The organism is Paenibacillus silagei (assembly GCF_017874735.1).
GTDB classification, from domain to species: domain Bacteria; phylum Bacillota; class Bacilli; order Paenibacillales; family Paenibacillaceae; genus Paenibacillus_AQ; species Paenibacillus_AQ silagei.
The window spans coordinates 1-19834 of record NZ_JAGGLV010000034.1 but is presented as its reverse complement, the minus strand read 5'-3'; the positions used below and the strand labels follow the sequence as shown (position 1 = coordinate 19834).

Sequence of the window (19834 nt, the reverse complement as noted above, 5' to 3'; positions counted from 1 at the left end):
AAGCGGAAACCGCTTTGCCTCCGTTATCAGAGGATGGTCCCGCTCCGCTTAGCTCAGCGAACGCACTGCATAGACTTCCTTGCAGAATCCGCGCAGCCCGTTATAGATTCTCGCCACCTTGGAGTGCTTGGAGACAAGGCCAAATACGGTCGGACCGCTCCCCGACATCAGCACGCCGTCCGCCCCCAGCTTCAGCATCGCTTCCTTGAGCTGCTGCACCTCAGGGTGCAGCTTCAGAGTCACATCCTCCAGCACGTTGCCAAGGCCCTCACAGACGGCTGAGAAGTCACCGGCCTCCAGAGCCTGCTGCATGCGGAGCGCGGACGGATGCACCGCTATGTTGCCGGCGCGCACGCGTCCGTATACCTCAGCCGTCGATACATTGATCGGCGGCTTCGCCAGGATGACCCACATTTGCGGAGGATTCGCGATTGGGGTCAGCCGTTCGCCCCTGCCCGTAGCCAGGGCAGTGCCTCCTGTGACGCAGAACGGGACGTCTGAGCCCAGCTCAGCGCCCAGCTCCTGCAGCTCCTGCACCGGGATGCCCAGGCGCCAGAGCCGGTTCAGGCCGCGCAGCGTAGCCGCGGCATCGCTGCTGCCGCCGGCGAGGCCGGCAGCGACCGGAATTCTTTTGTCCAGATGGATGTGTACTCCGCTTCTGACGTTATACCGATCCTTGATCAGCCTTGCCGCCTGGAAGGCCAGATTCTTCTCATCCAGCGGAATATATCCGGCCTGGCTTGAGATAATAATCGAATCCCGCTTCAGCTCCGACAGCTCCAGACGGTCCGCCAGATCGACCATTGTCATTATCATTTCCACTTCATGAAATCCGTCAGCCCGCTTATGCAGCACATCCAGCATCAGATTAATTTTTGCCGGTGCCTTCTCATACATTTTCAAGGCGTTCACCCACCCTCAGCTTTTCCCGTACAAAACAACTTAACATATTATATGAGAAACTGACAGTGAAGTCCATTAAATATACATTCGGTTCTAGGAAGCAGAAAAGGTACCGCCCGCAGGCGATACCCAGTGCGGCATGACACCGCTATAGCCGCTTACAATTTCCGCGCAGCAGCCTGCTCTGCCAGCTGAATCGCCCGTTTCACCATATTCCCGGCATCGACTGCCCGGATTCCGCCCCAGCCCTCCTGCTCAACCGTTTCGTAGAACCCAAGCTCCTTGGCCAGCTCCGTCTTCAATTCCTCCGACATCATGCTTCGTCTTCTGCGGCTCATTACGAATTCCTCCCTTGTATGCTGCTCTATGATGAACGTACTGCCTATGTAGTATGCAGCCGGGAGGCCAGTGTCATGCAGCATAATTCAGGAAGACCCCTACATGCAAAATAACCCCACAAAGTGGGGCTTTAGCGTAGGTGATGACTCAGGTACTTTGCGGGGACCCCAAAACATAAAAATTCTATCAAAAAACAGCCCCCCCGCAGGGAGACTGTCATGACGCTAAGCTTTGATATACATAATCCGCATCTGCCCATCGTCTTCGGTAACTGTGATTTCCACAGATTCAGTAAGTATATCGGCATAGCTATAGGAGACACGCTTGAATGTCTGCTGCTCCTGATCGAGTTTGACAATAAATACAGAAGGGTACGTTTCTTCCAGGACACCGGTGCGTTCAACGGTCTTCCGACGGCCACCGTTAGCCCGCAACGTGATCTTATGACCGACGTGAGCTTCAAGACTGCGTTTAATTTCTAACAGCGCGTTATTAGCCATTACCTGACGACCACCTCTTTCCTTGTCCATTATACAACTTCCATAACCACTTGTCAAATTAAATAAATAATTATAGATGATGAGAAAAAAGTTGTCAACGGAATTTTTTTAGACGGGGAAATTCCTGACTTAAGCACCTTGTTATCAGTAATGAGACCCGGCTGCTCCCTGACCCATCTTGTGTCATAAGCGGCTTCCGTGGCAGCAAAATAGGATAAGCACGAATGCTTACCCTATTCCTTCCGCCTGTTCAGTTATCACTTACCCGGTTATAGCACCGAAGGCGCTACCTTCAGCGTAGCCAGGTTCTGCAGCTGAGGCATTCCGATCCGGAAGCTGCCCCGCGTCTCTATTCCACCCATGCCCTGATTGCCGCTGATCGTATGGCTCAGTACATCGCTTAAGTTCACGGTATCCCGGATAGAGGTAAAAGAGGCCTTGGCCGCGATATACACCGGGTCCAGGGCATGAATGAGTATTCTGCCCGGGGAGCTGGCGAAATTGGCGCCATTGCCCAGGAGAGCCTCGAAGTGCGACTGGCAGGCTCCGGCTACGATCGTCAAAGCATCGAAATTCCGCTCATATTCACGGGCCACCCGGATGGCTGCCACAAAATTCTGTGAATTCTTATAGCTGCTCAGACTGTACAGATCATAATTCTGCTGTTGCTTAAGTACTCCATCATGGCCGGTAATCACTACGATATCGGGACGCACACGGGGCAGCAGACGGTACAGCGTCTCCGCCATTTTGGATTCGTTGACATGATGTCCCTCGGCCGGTATGCGCAGCTGCTCGTAGAGGCTCAGGCTCTTCTTCAGATAGAGTGCATCCCCATCCAAATGCAGGACCTTACCCGGCACTTCAAAATAAGCCGCTTCCTTCGGAGATGGGCCCCAGGTTCCCGTGGACCCCGACACGCTCTCTCCGCTTCGCTGGCTCTGCACCTGCCGGTCTTTACGCAGCCAGGTTAGAGATTCTGTTGCCTTGATCTGTGCACGCGCTCCCCGCTCGGTAACCCGTGTAGGAGGCACCTGTACCAGATCCTCCAGCGGGGAATCCGCCAGCAGACGGAACTCCGTGCCTTTAATGACTGCTCTATTCTGCAATATATTGTCTACCCGGAAGGTCACATCGCCGCCATAGGATTTACGAATGACCAAGTCTCCTAGATTCATTACAACACCACCTCTACCCCATGTTATGGGCAAAGGCCCCGGTTGGTTCATCCGCCGGGAGGGTTTTCTGTATTCTATGCGATGCCTGCAGCCAGAAGAACCGCACTGAGCCGCGCATACTCTTCAATGCTAAGCGTCTCGCCGCGCCGCGAGGGTTCAATGCCGGCTTCGGAGAGCAGCGCCTCCAGGCGCTCCCGCCCTTCTTCCGGGAAGTAGCGGGCCTTAAGATTATTGGCAATCGTCTTGCGCCGCTGGGTAAAGGACGCCTGTACCACACCAAAGAAATGCTTCTCGTCCGCTACCTCCACCGGAGGGCGTTCTCTGACCTTCAGCCGGATCACAGCCGATTCCACGTTAGGCTGCGGGATAAACACCGTACGAGGCACCATACAGACCAGCTCAGGCTCGCTGTAATACTGGACGGCAATACTCAGGCTGCCATACTCCTTGCCGCCCGGAGACGCCGCCATACGCTCGGCAACCTCCTTCTGGATCATGACCACGATATTATCCAGCGGCAGCTTCTCCTCCAGCAGCTTCATGAGGATGGGTGTAGTCACATAATACGGCAGGTTAGCTACGACACTAACCCGGTCCCTCCCTGTGAAATCCTCAGCGAACAGCTCCTGCAGATTCACCTTCAGCACATCGTCATTACGGATCTTTACATGGGGATAAGGCGACAGGACATCTCTAAGAATCGGAATCAGCCTGCGGTCAATCTCTACCGCTGTGACAGCCCCGGCCGTCATCGCCAGCCGTTCCGTCAGTGCTCCGATCCCCGGCCCAATCTCAAGCGCACCGGCTGTGCTGTCCAGACCGGCGGCATCCACGATTTTATCCAGAATATTCTGATCGATCAGAAAGTTCTGGCCCAGGCTTTTTTTGAAGGAGAATCCGTAACGCTGAATTATCGCTTTGGTTCTTGTTGGGGACGAGATATTCTCGATACCGCTCATGAAGTAATGCCTCCCTGATCAATTTGGGCGAGGGCCTGCGCGAATTCTTCGCGGGTAATGCCGAACATCGCCAGACGTTTGTACAGCTGCTTGCCATTGCAATAACCGATACCGAGCAGATTGCCAAGCTGCATTCTGCGCTCAGCCGCCCGGGGATGCACCATCAGCCCTGCGGCCATAAGCTCATCCAGCCCAATGATGGGCGGCGCCCCCTCGAAAGAGGTATGTACATGCTCCAGCGCATGGCGGATAGCCTCAGGCGAAGCATTCTCTATTCCGATATCTCCTTTGCGGGTTGCATCCTTCTCCGGGATGAAGGCATGCTTGCAGCCCGGCACCTTGGCCGCGACGATTTTGCGGATTCGCTCTCCGGCATGATCCGGGTCGGTAAGAATGATTACACCCCGGCGCTCCATGGCCAGCTTGATCTTGGCAATGACCCTGTTATCCACTGCCGAACCCCCGGTTTCAATCGTATCGGCCTCAACCGCCCGCTTAACGGCAACGGTATCACTTTTCCCTTCAACCACAATTAGCTCTTTAATCATAAATATTTTTACTCCTTACTCCAGAACGCAAAAAGAAGAGGATTCGCTCCCCTTCTTTTTGGCTAAAGAATGTATAAGTGATGAGCGGCAGCTCTCTAAAATTTCGTAAGTGCTTCCCTCACTATATCGTATTAACCGCTAATTTGCAAAAGACTTTACGTTTAGTTCAGCTCCGGCTTCACAGGTCCGATCACATAGAGTGTGCGCGACTTGCGGCCGAAATTACGGGCATGGCTCAGTGAATCGTAATAGACATCCACCTTGTTGCCTTTGATGGCACCGCCAGTATCCTCTGCTCGGCGAAACCCTAATCCTTCAATGTACACCCACCAGCCAATTGGTATAACACTAGGATCAACAGCTATAGTGCGGCCTTCCGTTACGCGTGTGCCGGAGGCAGTACGTGTTCCAATACCCGGTTCCTGCGACGAATACGCAGTCATGGATACGTTTTTGATCATTCTTTTGTACTCGAAATCCACACCAGCCTTACTGGTAACATTGCTGGCCTTTGCGCTGGCTTTAGATGACTTGGAGGTTGTTACAGGTTTGGAGACCTTGGCAGTAACTACGACGGGCTTAGGAAGCGGCTTGGTTCCAATGGCAATGACTTTGTCCTTGGTAACCGTCTGTACTTCCTTGCCGATCATGCGCATGGATGCCAGCTCGCCATCTTGATAGATCTTCTCGATGTGCTGGATCATTACGCCAGGCTTACCTGCCTGTGCCACTCTTACGGTTCCCTTGGTCAATGAGGGGTCTGCTGTCTTAATGACCCGGAAAGGCAAATTAGTTGTCCGTTGAACCACATGCTTGTTAATCCGGACAATTTTGATTTCCATGTCTGCAGATACTGCGGTTTCTAGCGAAGGGTAAATCTTGTCTAAGCCTTCCAGGCTGTAGCCCAGCTTGTCGATGGCCTGACCAATGGTATCCTCGGTCGTAAATAACGTCTCGGTCTTTCCGTCAACGGTAAGAGCGAACTTCTGCGCAGTGTTAATCACGATACGGTCGCCGTCTTTTATTTCATCACTAAGGCCAATAGATAATTCATCATGCGCCTGCAGCGAAATCTGTTCCTTAGCCAGCACATCACTGAACAGCGTTTCCCGCGTCTCCAGTGTCTGTACCTGTCCGTCTATTACTAGGGTAATTTCTTTTTTGCTCTGACCGTGTACGTACAGCAGTATTAACAGTGCGATAACAATCGATGCCACACCGGCAAGTAAAACTACGCGGGGATTCACTTGCTTCAACCGTAATGCGAAAGACCTGCTGGATGATTGCGAATCATGGGATACTTCTGGTTGGAATACGCCCACTCTTTCCATCCTCCTTACATAGCCCCGTCGTCCAAGTTATATCAAGGTGACTGTATCACTTCTGACGAAACTAGGTTTGAGTTTGCAACAGGATACGCCCGCACTTGCTTCAGCGTTTCCTGCTCATGGATCGCCTGCTCGGCATAGTTACTCCGGAGATCTGTTATATAACAGTATGCCGGGAGCATTCTCATTATTCAAAACAAAAGAAGCCTAAAAAGAGCTCATAGAGGACTCTTTCGTGGCTTCCCGGTGTCGAATACGTCGGAATGCTTATACACGAGGTTTCCTCTCTTACTTGCGCTTACGGGGTTAGCTGTCGGGTTCGGACATAAGAGAGACGCCCTATCTCAGGTCACCCGCTCACGGCGGTTGCCCTCAAATTCACCCCAAGACCACGTAAAGAAATCAAATAATGCCTGCGGCAATTCTGTGCCAGTACTTTTGTACGTTCATGCGGCAGCGCATTATTGGTTCCCCCATTCTCCGTTGCGGAGACTCAGCGAGACGATCCATGAAATTAGTGACTGTCACAGTTACAACAGCTCACTGCACTGAAAAGATGATATCCTGTTTTGATACATGTTGTAAAGGACGATTCAACCACGTTTACGTAAAAAAATGATTAAAATATTGTAATAATCGGCCGTTTTTCCGTCATAAAAGTTTAATATATCCGCTATACTTCATTTTTCACCGCTTTTACTCCTGTTTTCAGAGTATCCCAAATCGTTCCAGTGCGTTCGCATACGTAATTTCCGCCAATTCCTGTAATTCAATCCCTTTTATTGCCGCGGCCGCCTCCGCTACCAGCCTCACATGAGCGGTCTCATTTCGCTTGCCCCGGAAGGGGTGCGGAGTCAGATATGGGGAGTCGGTTTCGATCAGCAGCCGGTCCAGCGGAGTCTGGGCAAGCACCTCTTTGGGCACCCGGGCATTCTTGAACGTAATCGGTCCTCCAAAAGAAAGATGGAAGCCCAAATCAAGACACATCTTGGCACTTTCCCAGCTCCCGGAGAAGGAGTGCATTACGCCGCCAACCTCGCCCGCCTTCTCCTCACGGAGTATGCGGATTACATCTTCATGAGCATCGCGGTTATGAATAGAGATTGGCATCTTCAGCTCACGGGCCAGCCCGATCTGCTTGCGGAATACTTCATGCTGCACATCCTTAGGAGAGGTATCCCAGTAGTAATCCAGCCCAATCTCGCCGATGGCAACTACCTTGGGATGAGCGCATAAGGAGGCGATCCATTCGAGGTCCCCGTCCTTCATCGTGATGGCATCCTGGGGATGCCAGCCAACGGCTGCATAAATATAATCATATTTCTCGGCAAGCTGCATGGTGGTCGGTATCGTATCCCGGTTAAAGCCAATGTTGATCATCTTGCTGACGCCGGCTTCCAGCGCCCTGGCAATGACCTCTTCGCGGTCTTCGTCGAATTGTGGAGCATCCAGATGGGTATGGGTGTCGAATAACTGCATTACATTACATCCTTTCGGCCTGTTGTTGTATCTATAATTCCAAGCTTAATCTGATTATTTGGCAAAAATCTCTGCGATGGACGGCGGCAGCTGTGGAAGGGCTTTCTGCAGTCTGTCCTGCGGAAAATACAGATGGTATCTGCCGCGGTGAATACCACTGATAGAGCGAACAATATCCGAGACCTCGGAGATTTCCCTCAGCCGGTCATGCTTGTCCAGAAGCAGGATCTGCTTGCTGTCAAAGCCGTCTCCCGGACGGAACACATCATAGGGAAGATCGGTGGGATAATCAATTTCCAGATCATAATCGGGCCGGAGTCCCGCACCGGCGAAGCTGCGGCGAATTTCGTCAATCGTGTCAGAATCCAAATGCTCCATCTCCACATATTTATACAGTTTACGATGGATAAACCGGCTGCACAAGTCGCTCAGGATGTCATCCTCCTCCAGCGTCCACTGCATGAAGGCAGTCTGCATCAAGGCTTCATCCAGCAGCAGGTACTGCCCTACCGTTACCTCTCCGCTGAACAGATCACTTAAGGGCTCGATCATGAAGCGGAAGGCATGCTGCTGCTGCACCAGCTCCTTGGCCCGGCGGAGAATCTGCCTGAGAATAATCTCAGAGCTGCGGGTTACCGGGTGGAAATAGACCTGCCAGTACATCTGGTACCGTGACATCAGGTAATCCTCAATCGCATGCATCCCCGATTCCTTCACAACCACCCGGCCGTCATAAGGGCGCAGCATCCGCAGAATCCGGTCGATGTCGATGGTTCCATAATTCACCCCAGTATAATATGCATCCCGGAGCAGATAATCCATCCGGTCAGCATCCAGCGGTCCCGACACCAAATTGACAACAATTTCATGCTCATAGGTTTTGGAGATGACCGAGGCTACTTTACGGGGGAAATCTTCAGCCACATCACGCAGAATAGCCGTAATCTCTGTATCCTCCAGAATGATACGGCAGGTCCAGTCTTCATGATCCATTTCGAAAGCTTCTTCTATAGAATGGGAGAATGGGCCATGCCCCAAATCATGCAGCAGTGCCGCACACAGGGTAAGCAGTCTCTCCTCCGGCATCCAGTCCTTATAGCCGCTCCGTTCAAACTGGGAAATAATCCTCCGCGTAATCTCATATACCCCCAGAGAATGGGAGAACCGGCTGTGTTCCGCCCCGTGAAAGGTCAAATAGGAGGTACCCAGCTGCCGGATGCGCCGCAGACGCTGAAATTCCCTAGTGTTGATCAATCTCCAGATAATAGTGTCCTGTACGTGGATATAGTTGTGAACCGGGTCCTTAAATACCTTCTCTTCTGACAGCGGTTGCTTCATGAAATCATCTCCTTTTCTTGTTTTATATAATATATTGTCGCTATTTGTCGAATATTAGCGATTCATATACTGCCAAATCGACAAACATCTTCATAAGCTTTTTAAGAGTGATTTGCCCGATCAAACGCGGAATAAATGTGGTCTCAAAAGATTTCTTAAAATTAGCCTGAAAAAAGGTTGACTGTTTTGGGAATGGTTGGTATTATAAATATCATAAAACAGTGAAGAATGTCGAATAATGACGCTTTTGAACATTGAGAGGAGCAACGATTGTAATGATGAAATCAACAGGAATTGTACGTAAGGTAGATGAGCTTGGACGGGTCGTTATTCCAATTGAATTGCGTCGCACCCTGGGCATTGGAGAAAAAGATGCGCTCGAAATTTACGTGGACGGTGAGCGGATCATGCTTAAGAAATACGAGCCTGCTTGCATTTTCTGCGGCAATGCTGAGAATGTAACTTACTTCAAAGGTAAAATTGTTTGTCATGAATGCATTTCGGCTATCCCTACCCCTGTGACAAACTAAAATAAATAGGGTATAATAGGAACTAATCCAATTGTTAATTCTAACCTTTTTATATCTCCTTGGCCTCCCGTTCGCGCGGGAGGTATTTTTTTGCGCTATTTTCGGGGACTTTCCCCGGATGCCCCTTTTTCTACCCTCTCTGCTTCCTAAACCTCACATCTAATTCTTAAACCTCTGATTCTTACCCTCCCAAACCCTCCCTGCAGGGAGGGCCCCAAGGGCCCCGGCCCTCTGGACACCCGGAAGCTTGGTGAATCTCTGCTGCTGGCGCGGAAAGAAGCAGGTTTCGGCGGTGGACCGGCCCTCCTCGGCCTCCCTGCGGTGATTCCTCAGGCCTTGCCAGTCGAAGGGTTTCGCCATAGGCAGGTGCCTGTGGCGGCTGCGCCGGGTGCTCTCGTGTCACAGATGAGCGTAGAACGCTCTCCCTGCGGGATACGCTTTACTATAGAGTGACTAGCGACTTGGATGCTGGATGGTTACTGGCTGCTGACTTTCTTTTTGCCAGAACTTGCTATGTGGAGCGACTAGTACAGTGTCGGATTTAAAAGGGTGCATAAGCTTTGTGAACTCAGGGGTTCGTGTAATGAAACCCTATCACCCCAAAAAATCTAACGGACCGAAGAGACCTTATCCCTACGAGAACGCCACCTTTTGCAGCGTAACGGACTCAGGCGACCTTGTCATCTTTCTGCGAGACGTTTTGGAGCTGAATTGCAGGCGATAAGGTCCTTGCGGTCCGTTAATCGCCCAAGTGACGACTTTCTTCCCGGATAAGAGCACCTCAGTCCGTTACGCTAAGCCAAACGCCCCTAAGGTGAGAATCATTATATAAGAAAAATGGTCTTGAGAAATTTGGATAACTGTATTCTGGACAGCTATTTATTGCTAAAACATCCATTTGATCATTATAAGTGTTCTTTGAAGACTTATATCCACATAATTCCTCTAAAAGATTCTTTCTCCTATACATATAAATGTATAAACTACAACTATAATCAATAAATGGAACAAGATAATCCATATAAGTGTACGAAATACATTTATTTCATTGGGTGCTCAGATGATTAAACCCATTTTTAGGTTTTTACTGGAATTGTGTATTACAGCTTAGAACCGTCCGAAATTGGAGTAACTTCAGCACAGCGGTGTTCTAACTCCGCTCCAGAAGTTCATTATAAATATCGCGCTTGGACAAGCCGCGGTCAGACGCTGCCTTTTTCATGGCATCCTTACGCGTTAAACCTGAAGCCTCATAGTGGGCTACATGCTCCCCGGTACTAAGCTGACGCCACCAGGAAGACTCGGCCAGCTCGGCCTCCTCTTTACTCTCTCCCTCAAGGACAATTACGTACTCTCCAAGCGGAGGATGCTCCTCCAGCCAGGCCAAGCACTCCTCGATGCTTCCGCGCAGGAACTCCTCATATCGCTTAGTCAGCTCACGGGCCAGTGTGATCCGGCGGTTGCCGAAGGCCTCCTGCAAATGAACAAGGGTCTTAGCAACTCGGTGCGGCGATTCATAGAAGAGCAGTGTCCCTTGGGCAGAGCGCAGAGGTGCCAGAACGGCCCTTATATCCTTGCGCTCTCTAGGCAGGAAGCCGACGAACGTGAAGCTGGCGGTAGGCAGACCTGAGGCAATCAAAGCCGACAAGGCGGCATTCGCTCCTGGCACCGGAATCACCGGAATCTGATGGCTGACAGCCAGAGCTACCAGATCGGCACCAGGGTCGGAAATCGCCGGCAGACCGGCATCGCTGACGAGTGCCAGATTTTTACCTTCTATTATATAGCGTATCAGCTCCGGCCCACTGGCGGCCTTGTTATGCTCATGGTAACTGAACAGCATGGACGGTGTAATTTCAAAATGGCTCAGCAGCTTACGCGTCTGCCTCGTATCCTCAGCAGCGATAATATCGCATTCCTTCAGCGTGCGTACTGCCCGGTAAGTCATATCCTCCAGATTGCCGATCGGCGTAGCCACCAGATACAGGCATCCGCATCCTTCGGGCTTCGCTCCGTCATGGTTATTTTGAAAGCTGCTTTGGCATTGTATGGTCATTGGCTCGTATCCTCTTTGTTTCCGTAATAAATATCCATAATCTCGGGGCAATATTGATTGTCCTCATTATATACGATTAAAGGCGGTTGTAAACGCACCTCCGGCTTCCCGTCACGCGCGGCCTCGATCAGAACCATATTCGCTTCCAGATGGGCGCGGGGATGTACAAAGCGGATCAGCTTCGGTTCCAGCCGGTGCTTCCGCATCAGACTGATAATATCCACGAGGCGCTGCGGCTTATGCACCATGCTGACTTTGCCTCCGGTACGGACCAGCCGGACACAGGCCTGAATGACCTCCTCCAGGGTACAACCGATTTCATGGCGGGCCATCGCCTGATGGGAATTCAGCTTCAGATCGCTCCCGTTCAGCGGCATATAAGGGGGATTCACCGTGATCGCATCGTATACGCCATAGCCCGCTGTAAGATGAAGCTCCCGCAAATCGCCCTCATGAATCTGTACCCGCTCCTCCAGACCGTTAAGCGATACACTGCGCCGGGCCATGTCTGCCAGACGGGGCTGAATCTCGATTCCTTCAATAGAAGCCTTCGTCCGTGTAGTCAGGAGCATAGGAATTACTCCGTTACCCGTACACAGGTCAAGCACCCGTCCGCGCGGCGGTACACTGGCGAACCGTGCCAGCAGTACGGCATCCATCGAGAAGCTGAACACTTCGTCACTCTGGATAATTCTCAGATCATGGGTGAGCAGGTCATCGACCCGTTCTGCTTCATGTAAGGGTACAGGTGTATTGTTCATTGAATGGGTCATTGTAATGTAATCTCCTAAAAGTTTTTGTTGAGCATATGCTTCAATCTGTATATTCTTCGAAACAAAACTTGCTTCGGAAGCACAGCCTTACATTCAAAAAAACCGTAGGCGACAATCTCCTACGGCTGGATATCCTCATTTATTAAGAAAAGAAAGGCAGAACAGACAATCCCCTTCCGTCCGCAAATGCCCAAAGTAGACATTGCAGATGTGGAAGCCTTCGTGATACAGCCGGGCCAGATTATCGTAGCCTTCCCCGACAACCTCCTCTTTCCCTTCGGCAGCAAGTATAGCCTCCGCCTCCGCAGACAGTGCGGCCTTATCTACAGGCGCTTCCCTTTTCAATATGATACGAAGTTGCTCGTTCTCCAGACTCAGCTTCTGATTCGCTTCCATCAGCTCTTTGACCGTCTGCTTCCAATCGCCCAGAGTGGTGCGCATTTCATCCATCTGCGCTTCCATCTCCTGCATGTGTGCAAATATATTTTTCTTCTCCAAGTTTCCACCCCGAAAGTAACCTTATAATGGTTTACTTGACGACAACATCATCCATTGGAAGTTCTTTAACTTTGCCCACTTCAAACAGCTGCACATGAACCGTGCGGCTGCCGGCATTGATACCGACTACCTTGCCGTCACCCAGTGAAGTAACGACCATTTTGCCTACAGCCGGCATTTCTTCCTTCGTGCTCTCATAATTATCATGCTCAAACTTCAGACAACACATCAGCCGTCCGCATAATCCCGAGATCTTGGTCGGGTTAAGCGACAGATTCTGATCCTTCGCCATCTTGATGGACACCGGCTCGAAATCACCAAGCCAGGAGGAGCAGCAGAGCACCCGTCCGCATGGGCCTAATCCGCCCAGCATCTTGGCTTCATCCCGCACACCAATCTGCCGGAGCTCAATGCGGGTACGGAAAATACTGGCCAGGTCCTTCACCAGCTCGCGGAAATCCACGCGGCCCTCGGCCGTAAAGTAGAAAATAATCTTGTTGCGGTCAAACGTAAACTCCACATCCACCAGCTTCATTTTGAGGCCATGATCGCGGATTTTATTTAAACAGGTGGTAAAAGCATCCTTCGCTGCACCCTTGTTCTCTTCCACCACGCGCGCGTCGGTTTCACCGGCAATGCGCATGACTTTCTTGAGCGGCAGTACAACGTCAGCTTCCTGCACCTCTTTTTTGCCAACGACAACCTTACCGTATTCGACCCCTCTTGCAGTCTCGACAATCACGCATTGATCGCGTTCAATCGGGAAATCAAGCGGATCGAAATAATATATTTTACCCGCTTTTTTGAAGCGGACACCTACTACGCTGTACAAAAATTAACCCCCTTGTTTGACGGTAAAGGAACCCTTAAGCAAGACTGCTTCCCTGATGATCCATGCTTGTCCTTCCTCGTCCGCTATACCCGGTCTTTCCAGGTGCTGAGGATTATATCCCGGAGGATCTATTATAAATAACCCGAGCCTCTAGCTTTCCAGCCGGATTAAAAACTGCTCCAGACACAGCTGGGCATTGGCATTGGAACGCAGCTTCCGCTTGCTCTCCGCCGCGTATTCCATATAAGCCACCCACTGCTGCGTACTCCTCTGACGGGCAGCCCTCGAAATAAAGTCTAACTGATCTATGAAAACGATACTTTCGTGCTTTCGGTACAGGAAGTAGAGCATATCTTTGAACCATAAGTGGAACATGCTGAATAGAGTGTCCAAATGTTCACCAAGTCCGGTCTTGAACAGCTTCGAACCCGCGGTTGCTACCGCAGTGCTGCCCTTGCCCAGAGACTCCTTCGCTAATTGTAACACTAGATTTCTCATTTCTGCAAACCAATTCTGTGCCAAAAGTTCCCTGCAGCCGTCAAGACCGGCAGTCAGCGACACCGCGCACCGTGCCAGCGGCACCGGAACCCCTTCACCGGACAGCGCCTGAAGCATAATATCCGGATGGAGCGGGCTAAACGGAATGCGCTGGGTTCTGGACTGGATCGTCGGGAGCAGGGAACTGCTGTTATCGGAGATGAGAATGCCTACCGCAGGGGCCGGCGGCTCCTCCAGGAATTTCAGCAGACTATTCGCGGCTTGCACCGTCATTTTGTCCGCTCCTTCTATAATATAAACCTTCGGGTTAATTCCTTCCGAGCGGTAGGAAAAAACACGCTGAAGTTCACGAATCTGATCGATCTTAATGCTCGCCCCATCGGGGCGCAGCAGCGTTAAATCAGGATGATTGCCATGCTCCACCTTGCGGCATTCCAGGCACTCTCCGCAGGCATCATCTTTGCTGGCGGTACAGAATATCGCCTGGGCGAACGTCAAAGCCATCTTCACCTGCCCGCTGCCTGCCGGACCCGTGAACAGATAGGCATGGCTGACAGCATCCTTGCGTAAGGCATTCTGAAGCAGCCGCTTGGCGTCCTCCTGGCCTAATAGTTCATGAAAAGACATATATTCCTCCAAGTTGTCAGAAAGAAAGGTTAATCAGCAGCCCGCGGATCTCTCCAACCCGTCCCAGGAGATCAATCCGGCCCTGCTCGCTGTCCAGCAGATCATCTGCCATATTCAGCAGAGCGGCATCAACCTCTTCGAGCAGCTTGTAGCGTTTGCCGCGGCCCCGCCGGTCCCAGCCCTTGGTATCCTTCAGGATCACTCCGCGGCGGGCCGTCTCCTCCAGAAACCGTTTGATCAGGTTCCGGTAGATGGATAACTCACGCACAGTCATGGATTTGGAGAGCCGGTCGCCTTGCAGCTGGATATCTTTGATCTGACGGTTCAACTCATCTATAGTTTTCTGCTGGCTTTGCTGTTGAAATACATCGTTGAAGTTTTTTTGCTGGACCGGACGCCTCTCAGCCTCCGTGGTCAGCATTTCGCTTTTTAAGGGCCTGTAGCCCGGGTTGATCTTCATTATGCTCAATAATGCTCGAAACGATCGACGGGAAGTACGAATACGGTAGCTCCGCCCACCTGCACTTCAACAGGAAGCGGCAAATAGGAATCTGTCGTGCCGCTCATCGGCGTGACCGGAGTGACCAGTTGCTCGCGTACTTTGCAGCTGTTACGGATTACACTGAGTACGGCGTCTACCTGAATATCATCTACCCCAATCAAAAAGGTAGTGTTACCCGCACGGAGAAATCCGCCTGTACTGGCCAGCTTGGTGGCACGGAAGTTCGCCTTCACCAGTTCACTGGATAGCCGGTTGCTGTCTTTATCCTGGATAATTGCAATGATCAAATTCATCTTCGTATCCCCTCCTATTAGTTATGTTCACAGGCTATCCGCACAACATTGATTCAATCTGCGGAGAAGCCCTGTTCAATCATTATACCTCTATTGTTTATTTGACAAAACACCTTAGAAATCCTTTAATATCCTGTCCTTCAGTACACGTACAATATCCTGCTCCACCATATGGATGGGACGACCCGCATCAAGCACCACAATCCGCTGCGGATCAGACCTGGTTACCAGTTCATAGCCCGCCCGCACCTTCTGATGAAACTCCAGGCTCTCCAGATCCAGCCGGTTCACTTCCCGGTTCTGATTGGCCGCTATCCGGGACAGGCCCACCTCAGGATCTACATCCAGGTAAAAGGTAAGATCAGGCATTCTCCCGCCAGTCGCAAACCGGTTAATCCCCCGCACCTCTTCGATGCCCAGCCCTCTGGCGTACCCTTGATAGACAAGACTGCTGTCTACAAAACGGTCGCAGAGCACGGTAATTCCCTCCTGCAAGGCAGGCTCGACCACCTCCGCCAGATGCTGGCTTCTTGCCGCCGCATACAGGAGTGCCTCTGTCCGGGCATCCATAGCCGTATGCGCCGGGTCGAGGATAATAGAGCGGATCTTCTCGGCAATCTCAATCCCTCCCGGTTCGCGGGTAATTATATAGGGCATGGAATGGTTCTGCAGATAAGCTGCCACCCTGCCGAGTACGGTTGTTTTGCCGGAGCCGTCGCCTCCCTCCAGTGTAATGAAGAATCCTTCTCGCTTCACTTATGCTTCTCCGCCCTTCTGAATGTTGTATACCATAATATGCTGTAAGGCCGGATCAGCACAGGCCTGAAATTTCGCCCCGCCTATTCTCAGACGGATCAGCCTGTCACAGACAGACGCTGTAATGCTCTCTCCGGGATATAAGAGCGGGATGCCTGGCGGATAGGGAATAACCATCTCCGCCGCAATCCTGCCCGCGCTTGCCTCAAGCTCTACACTCTCTGTCTCCCTGGCAGCCACCGGCCGGATAGAGAACGCGACCGGAGCCGATACTGCCGGAATGTCGAAATTGTTCCACGTGGAAATATGACCGGAGAAGGTTAATTCCCCTTCTCTGCTATTATATGACGCTGCCTGGGCTGCGGTCCGTGCGCTGGAGAAGGATTCTCCGCCTGGGGGAGCGGGAGCTGCGGCAGTGTCTGAGTAAGTAGACTGACCAGGACCGGAATCAGCGGTAAGATCTAGGCCGGAGATAGGTTCAAGATCAGAGATATGATCAGATCCAGCAGTAGGTTCAGAGCCAGTGACAGGATCAGATCCAGCAGTAGGTTCAGGGCCAGTGACATGATCAGCGCCAGTGGTAGGTTCAGGGCCAGTGACATGATCAGCGCCAGTGATAGGTTCAAGGTCTGAGGGAGCTGCGCTCCCGCCTGTCTGCGGCGCTGCCAAGGAGGTCTGCGCTGCAATGTCCTGCAGCGCTGTCAGCAGCGCAGCTGCCTCTTCAGCCTTCGAGCCGAGGCTGAAGGCCAGAACCACGTGCCGGTCGTCGCTCATCTCCGGCACGATTCCCCTCTCTTCGAGCCTGCGCTGCAGCTCGAAGCCCCCCAGGACCCCCGCGGCGTCATATATGACCGCCTTAAAGGGGTCCTGGGTCACGTACGCCGCCCCGCGCAGCGGCGGCGTACTCACTCCTGCGGCGCCCGCCTCGCCGCAGACAGGCTGCTGCGGCTGCGCCGGCTGCAGCAGCCCGAAGCGCGGCAGCGCCGCCAGGCCGCGCCGCAGGACATCCACGGCGGCGAGCCCCGCCGTGAAGGCACCGGCGCCCTGGCTGTGCAGCAGGCGCCGGGCCAGATCGAGCGAAGCCATCACGGGGTAGGATGGGCTGGAGCTCTGCACCATGGCCAGGCGCTGCCGCAGCAGCGCACGGTCAAGCCATGGCCCTTGCACATGCAGCATGGCGCCCATCGTCAGCGCCGTCAGCATCTTATGCGTGGACTGCACCACGCCGTCCGCGCCTTGGGCAAGCGCCCCCGCCGGAAGTGCGGGGTGCTGCCCGTAATGCGCCCCGTGCGCCTCATCCACCAGCAGCGGCACGCAGCAAGCGTGACAGGCCTGCGCGAGGGGCGCTAGGTCACTGCCCATGCCGTAGTAATTCGGCATGGTGACTAGGACCCCGGCAGCCTCCGGGTAAGCGGCCAGCGCCGCCTGCACCGTCTCAGCAGACGGTGCCACCGCAAGGCCGCTGCCCGGGTCGATCTGCGGCTCCAGGAAGACTGCACGCGCTCCCGCCAGCATCAGTCCATGGATCACGGACTTGTGGACGTTGCGCTGCAGAATAAGCAAACTTCCGGGCTCAGAACAGACCGTCAGGATCAGAGCCAGATTACCCGCGGTGCTTCCGCCCACCAGCATATAACTCTCCTCCGCGCCGTAACAATCGGCTGCCAGCTCCTGGGCTTCCCTTATTACCCCTTCCGGATGATGAAGGTCATCCGTTCCGGTAATCTCCGTCACATCGTAACGCATCACTTCTGTGAGATACCCCGCACTCTCTGCACTGACAGTACTCCGGTAAGCCTCCCCGTTCTTGTGACCCGGCACATGATAAGATATATTACCCTTATGTCTATATTGTTCCAGCATTTCGTATACAGGTGCCCTGCCAGGCTGTAGCTTGTCCATAGATTCTTCCTCCCCTGGGGGTTACCTTCTATTTTAACGCAAATGCACCCAAACGCCTATCACTTCCGCAAAGGATTGCACGCAATAAAACGGCTCCCCTCACCCGGTCAGGGCGGAGAAGCCGTTAAGAAGAACCTTGTATTTGCAGCCAACGCGACACAGATTCACCGCCCGCTCTTTATATGTTGCTTGTTACAGGTACTGCAATTCGAACATTAAGCATGCATACGCAGATTGATCTTCTTCATCCGGTTAATGAAAAAGTTGTACTTCACATCCTCAGCCTCCGTACGCACCATCTCACTCTCACACTCCTCACAGATGAAGTGCGAGACAATCACAATGCCTTCTTCCTTTTCTTGCCCGCAGATAATGCAGGCCTGCCCGGTTTGCTGTTCCATTTTCATCCCACCTTGACTCTTTTAAGAACAGTATGGTACACCTTCTATCATTTTAAACCTTTTAATAGTTTTTTCCTAATCCTTCATAGCCTGAAATATATATATTCGCCCGCTGCCCATTCGGTGAATCTGAGCCCGTTGTTTAATAAAACGCAGGAGCAGGCCGATAATAATAACAAGAGAACTTGCGAGGAGGTCCGAATTCCAGGTATGGAACCAAACACCAAAGGTGCCGCTACATTCTATCAATACAAGCTTATCAAAAAAATTACTATTACAGCATTCCTGCTGCGGGTCTATATCACCCTGCCCTTTATATGCCTTGTGCTCGAAAGTGTCTTTCTCTCCTGGCTTAGTGTTCTGTTCATGATTATAGCCGGACCTGTCATGCTGTGGATTCAGTATGTCATCTCACGCTCTGTGCTGCTGATTAGCGGACACCCTATCGCCAAACGCTGGAGATTATCCCTGCGCCTGCCCTGGCCCGGTTACATGCCCGATCAATATATCAATTACGGCATCTTCCGTACCGTACAGCTGCATAACCTCTGGATCGGTCTTTGTATAGCCGCACTCTTCATCGTCTGGGCTCCGCCAGCCTTCACGGTTTCGCTTGCGGTATGCCACCTGTGGCTGCTGCTACCCCGTCTGTATGCGCTGCTGCGGTTAACAAGTGTAGGCAAAGACGGGATGCTCAAGTTCAATGCGGCAGACGCCTCTTATTACGCCCAGTAATCCCAACCAGATATACATAGCGCTGTATTTAAGCGGCCAAGCATGCACGCACAAAAAATCGCCATCCATAACCGGACGGCGATTTTTTATCTGTTCTTCAAGCCTTTGGTTGTAACCTTCTTTTCCTTCGGAATCATCACGATGAAATAGTCATCATGCACGGTCAGGTGTACAATAAGTCCTTCTTTCTGAAAAACACGGGAGCTCCCGGAATCGTCTGCTTTCTGTTCCTGCTCTTCCCAGCCCCACGCTTTAATGGCTGCAAGATAAGGCTCGGGCACGCCTTTCTTCTCCTTCAACCCCGGCAAGGAATACCGTACATAGTCCATGGCTACGTTTGTAGTTGTTCTGTCGGGTGAGCTTGCCTCTTTGGGAACGGGGAAGTCTTCCTCATTAAGTGCACCGTTAAAAGTATCCCAAGCCGGCTCCTTCGTTCCGCAGCCCGCCAGCATTACTCCGACTATACAAAGAATAACTAATATCCACAAAGGTTGAGTTCGCTTCATACCTTAAATCCTCCTTACCTCTACCATGCATCTAAAGACGCAAGAAAATTCCAAGATAGAATTTATACGTAGTTCATTCGTATTAAGGCTTTTGCTTATTTATTGCACTTTTCCATTATACTTGGAACCATCGCCTCGTCGGTAACAAAAATGTCACTCGTTTGTAAGCGTTTTTATAATAAAATACCGCACTCCTTCCCGCTTTTTATATATGCGGGTATACAAAAAAGCCATTGTCGACAATTCGACAATGGCTCATGTGTGCTTGGCAACGTCCTACTCTCCCAGGACCCTTCGGTCCAAGTACCATCGGCGCTGGAGGGCTTAACGGTCGTGTTCGGGATGGGTACGTG

The 19834-nt window shown here is 52.0% G+C and carries 22 protein-coding genes, 1 rRNA gene and 1 riboswitch; of the genes, 2 read left to right on the top strand and 21 right to left on the bottom strand.

Annotation, left to right across the window (positions count from 1 at the left end):
* Window positions 1-48: 48 nt before the first annotated feature.
* From ispE to J2Z70_RS30545, 9 genes are all read right to left on the bottom strand, one after another.
* Window positions 49-903 (bottom strand): 4-(cytidine 5'-diphospho)-2-C-methyl-D-erythritol kinase, encoded by an 855-nt coding sequence (ispE, locus tag J2Z70_RS30585; protein WP_036696392.1) that lies wholly within the window; start codon window positions 901-903, stop codon window positions 49-51.
* 158 nt (window positions 904-1061) lie between these two features.
* Window positions 1062-1241 (bottom strand): small, acid-soluble spore protein, alpha/beta type, encoded by a 180-nt coding sequence (locus J2Z70_RS30580; protein ID WP_036723967.1) that lies wholly within the window; start codon window positions 1239-1241, stop codon window positions 1062-1064.
* A 225-nt stretch (window positions 1242-1466) separates the two neighbouring features.
* Window positions 1467-1742 carry a biofilm formation stimulator Veg gene (gene veg, locus J2Z70_RS30575; protein WP_036696386.1) on the bottom strand — a complete coding sequence of 92 codons (276 nt, stop codon included), beginning with the start codon at window positions 1740-1742 and terminating at the stop codon, window positions 1467-1469.
* 269 nt (window positions 1743-2011) lie between these two features.
* Complete coding sequence (gene yabG, locus J2Z70_RS30570; protein ID WP_036723969.1) at window positions 2012-2920, bottom strand: sporulation peptidase YabG; 909 nt, start codon at window positions 2918-2920, stop codon at window positions 2012-2014.
* A 74-nt stretch (window positions 2921-2994) separates the two neighbouring features.
* Window positions 2995-3879, bottom strand: coding sequence for a 16S rRNA (adenine(1518)-N(6)/adenine(1519)-N(6))-dimethyltransferase RsmA (rsmA, locus tag J2Z70_RS30565; RefSeq protein ID WP_209879185.1), 885 nt, complete (start codon window positions 3877-3879; stop codon window positions 2995-2997).
* The gene (gene rnmV / locus J2Z70_RS30560) at window positions 3876-4427 is read right to left on the bottom strand and encodes a ribonuclease M5 (RefSeq protein ID WP_036723973.1); all 552 of its coding nucleotides are present in this window, start codon (window positions 4425-4427) and stop codon (window positions 3876-3878) included. The genes rsmA and rnmV overlap by 4 nt, the downstream gene beginning before the upstream one ends.
* Window positions 4428-4588: 161 nt before the next feature.
* Window positions 4589-5749: a resuscitation-promoting factor gene (locus tag J2Z70_RS30555; RefSeq protein WP_036723975.1), complete on the bottom strand. Its 1161-nt coding sequence runs from the start codon at window positions 5747-5749 to the stop codon at window positions 4589-4591.
* Window positions 5750-6035: 286 nt separating this feature from the next.
* Window positions 6036-6264, bottom strand: a riboswitch (cyclic di-AMP (ydaO/yuaA leader).
* Between the two features lie 199 nt (window positions 6265-6463).
* Window positions 6464-7234 (bottom strand): TatD family hydrolase, encoded by a 771-nt coding sequence (locus J2Z70_RS30550; RefSeq protein ID WP_036723976.1) that lies wholly within the window; start codon window positions 7232-7234, stop codon window positions 6464-6466.
* Between the two features lie 54 nt (window positions 7235-7288).
* The gene (locus J2Z70_RS30545; RefSeq protein WP_209879182.1) at window positions 7289-8572 is read right to left on the bottom strand and encodes an HD domain-containing protein; all 1284 of its coding nucleotides are present in this window, start codon (window positions 8570-8572) and stop codon (window positions 7289-7291) included.
* Window positions 8573-8847: 275 nt separating this feature from the next.
* Here J2Z70_RS30545 and J2Z70_RS30540 point away from each other — a divergent pair, with 275 nt between their 5' ends.
* Window positions 8848-9102, top strand: a complete 255-nt coding sequence (locus J2Z70_RS30540; RefSeq protein ID WP_019914502.1) for an AbrB/MazE/SpoVT family DNA-binding domain-containing protein — start codon at window positions 8848-8850, stop codon at window positions 9100-9102.
* Between the two features lie 1150 nt (window positions 9103-10252).
* Here the strand turns inward: J2Z70_RS30540 and rsmI are convergent.
* From rsmI to J2Z70_RS30485, 10 genes are all read right to left on the bottom strand, one after another.
* Complete coding sequence (gene rsmI / locus J2Z70_RS30535) at window positions 10253-11158, bottom strand: 16S rRNA (cytidine(1402)-2'-O)-methyltransferase (protein WP_076082757.1); 906 nt, start codon at window positions 11156-11158, stop codon at window positions 10253-10255.
* Window positions 11155-11931, bottom strand: a complete 777-nt coding sequence (locus J2Z70_RS30530) for a tRNA1(Val) (adenine(37)-N6)-methyltransferase (RefSeq protein ID WP_200869522.1) — start codon at window positions 11929-11931, stop codon at window positions 11155-11157. The genes rsmI and J2Z70_RS30530 overlap by 4 nt, the downstream gene beginning before the upstream one ends.
* 135 nt (window positions 11932-12066) lie before the next feature.
* Window positions 12067-12429 (bottom strand): DNA replication initiation control protein YabA, encoded by a 363-nt coding sequence (gene yabA, locus J2Z70_RS30525; protein WP_036723981.1) that lies wholly within the window; start codon window positions 12427-12429, stop codon window positions 12067-12069.
* A gap of 31 nt (window positions 12430-12460) precedes the next feature.
* Window positions 12461-13261: a PSP1 domain-containing protein gene (locus J2Z70_RS30520; RefSeq protein WP_036696365.1), complete on the bottom strand. Its 801-nt coding sequence runs from the start codon at window positions 13259-13261 to the stop codon at window positions 12461-12463.
* 150 nt (window positions 13262-13411) lie between these two features.
* On the bottom strand, window positions 13412-14386 hold the full coding sequence (gene holB, locus J2Z70_RS30515) for a DNA polymerase III subunit delta' (protein ID WP_036696363.1): 975 nt from the start codon (window positions 14384-14386) through the stop codon (window positions 13412-13414).
* A 16-nt stretch (window positions 14387-14402) separates the two neighbouring features.
* Window positions 14403-14846, bottom strand: coding sequence for a YaaR family protein (locus J2Z70_RS30510; protein ID WP_036723982.1), 444 nt, complete (start codon window positions 14844-14846; stop codon window positions 14403-14405).
* Window positions 14847-14851: 5 nt separating this feature from the next.
* Entirely contained in the window at window positions 14852-15181 is a 330-nt protein-coding gene (locus J2Z70_RS30505; protein ID WP_036723983.1) for a cyclic-di-AMP receptor, read from the bottom strand.
* Window positions 15182-15295: 114 nt separating this feature from the next.
* On the bottom strand, window positions 15296-15937 hold the full coding sequence (gene tmk, locus J2Z70_RS30500; RefSeq protein ID WP_209879179.1) for a dTMP kinase: 642 nt from the start codon (window positions 15935-15937) through the stop codon (window positions 15296-15298).
* The gene (locus tag J2Z70_RS33530; protein WP_245368640.1) at window positions 15938-17839 is read right to left on the bottom strand and encodes an aminotransferase class I/II-fold pyridoxal phosphate-dependent enzyme; all 1902 of its coding nucleotides are present in this window, start codon (window positions 17837-17839) and stop codon (window positions 15938-15940) included. It lies immediately after the preceding gene.
* 215 nt (window positions 17840-18054) lie between these two features.
* Window positions 18055-18240 carry a sigma factor G inhibitor Gin gene (locus J2Z70_RS30485; protein ID WP_209879176.1) on the bottom strand — a complete coding sequence of 62 codons (186 nt, stop codon included), beginning with the start codon at window positions 18238-18240 and terminating at the stop codon, window positions 18055-18057.
* 210 nt (window positions 18241-18450) lie between these two features.
* Here J2Z70_RS30485 and J2Z70_RS30480 point away from each other — a divergent pair, with 210 nt between their 5' ends.
* Window positions 18451-18975: a hypothetical protein gene (locus J2Z70_RS30480; protein WP_036723988.1), complete on the top strand. Its 525-nt coding sequence runs from the start codon at window positions 18451-18453 to the stop codon at window positions 18973-18975.
* Between the two features lie 86 nt (window positions 18976-19061).
* Here the strand turns inward: J2Z70_RS30480 and J2Z70_RS30475 are convergent, their stop codons facing one another.
* Both J2Z70_RS30475 and rrf read right to left on the bottom strand, forming a co-directional pair.
* Complete coding sequence (locus J2Z70_RS30475) at window positions 19062-19481, bottom strand: hypothetical protein (RefSeq protein ID WP_036723990.1); 420 nt, start codon at window positions 19479-19481, stop codon at window positions 19062-19064.
* 263 nt (window positions 19482-19744) lie between these two features.
* Window positions 19745-19834 (bottom strand): 5S ribosomal RNA (gene rrf / locus J2Z70_RS30470); the annotation flags it as partial.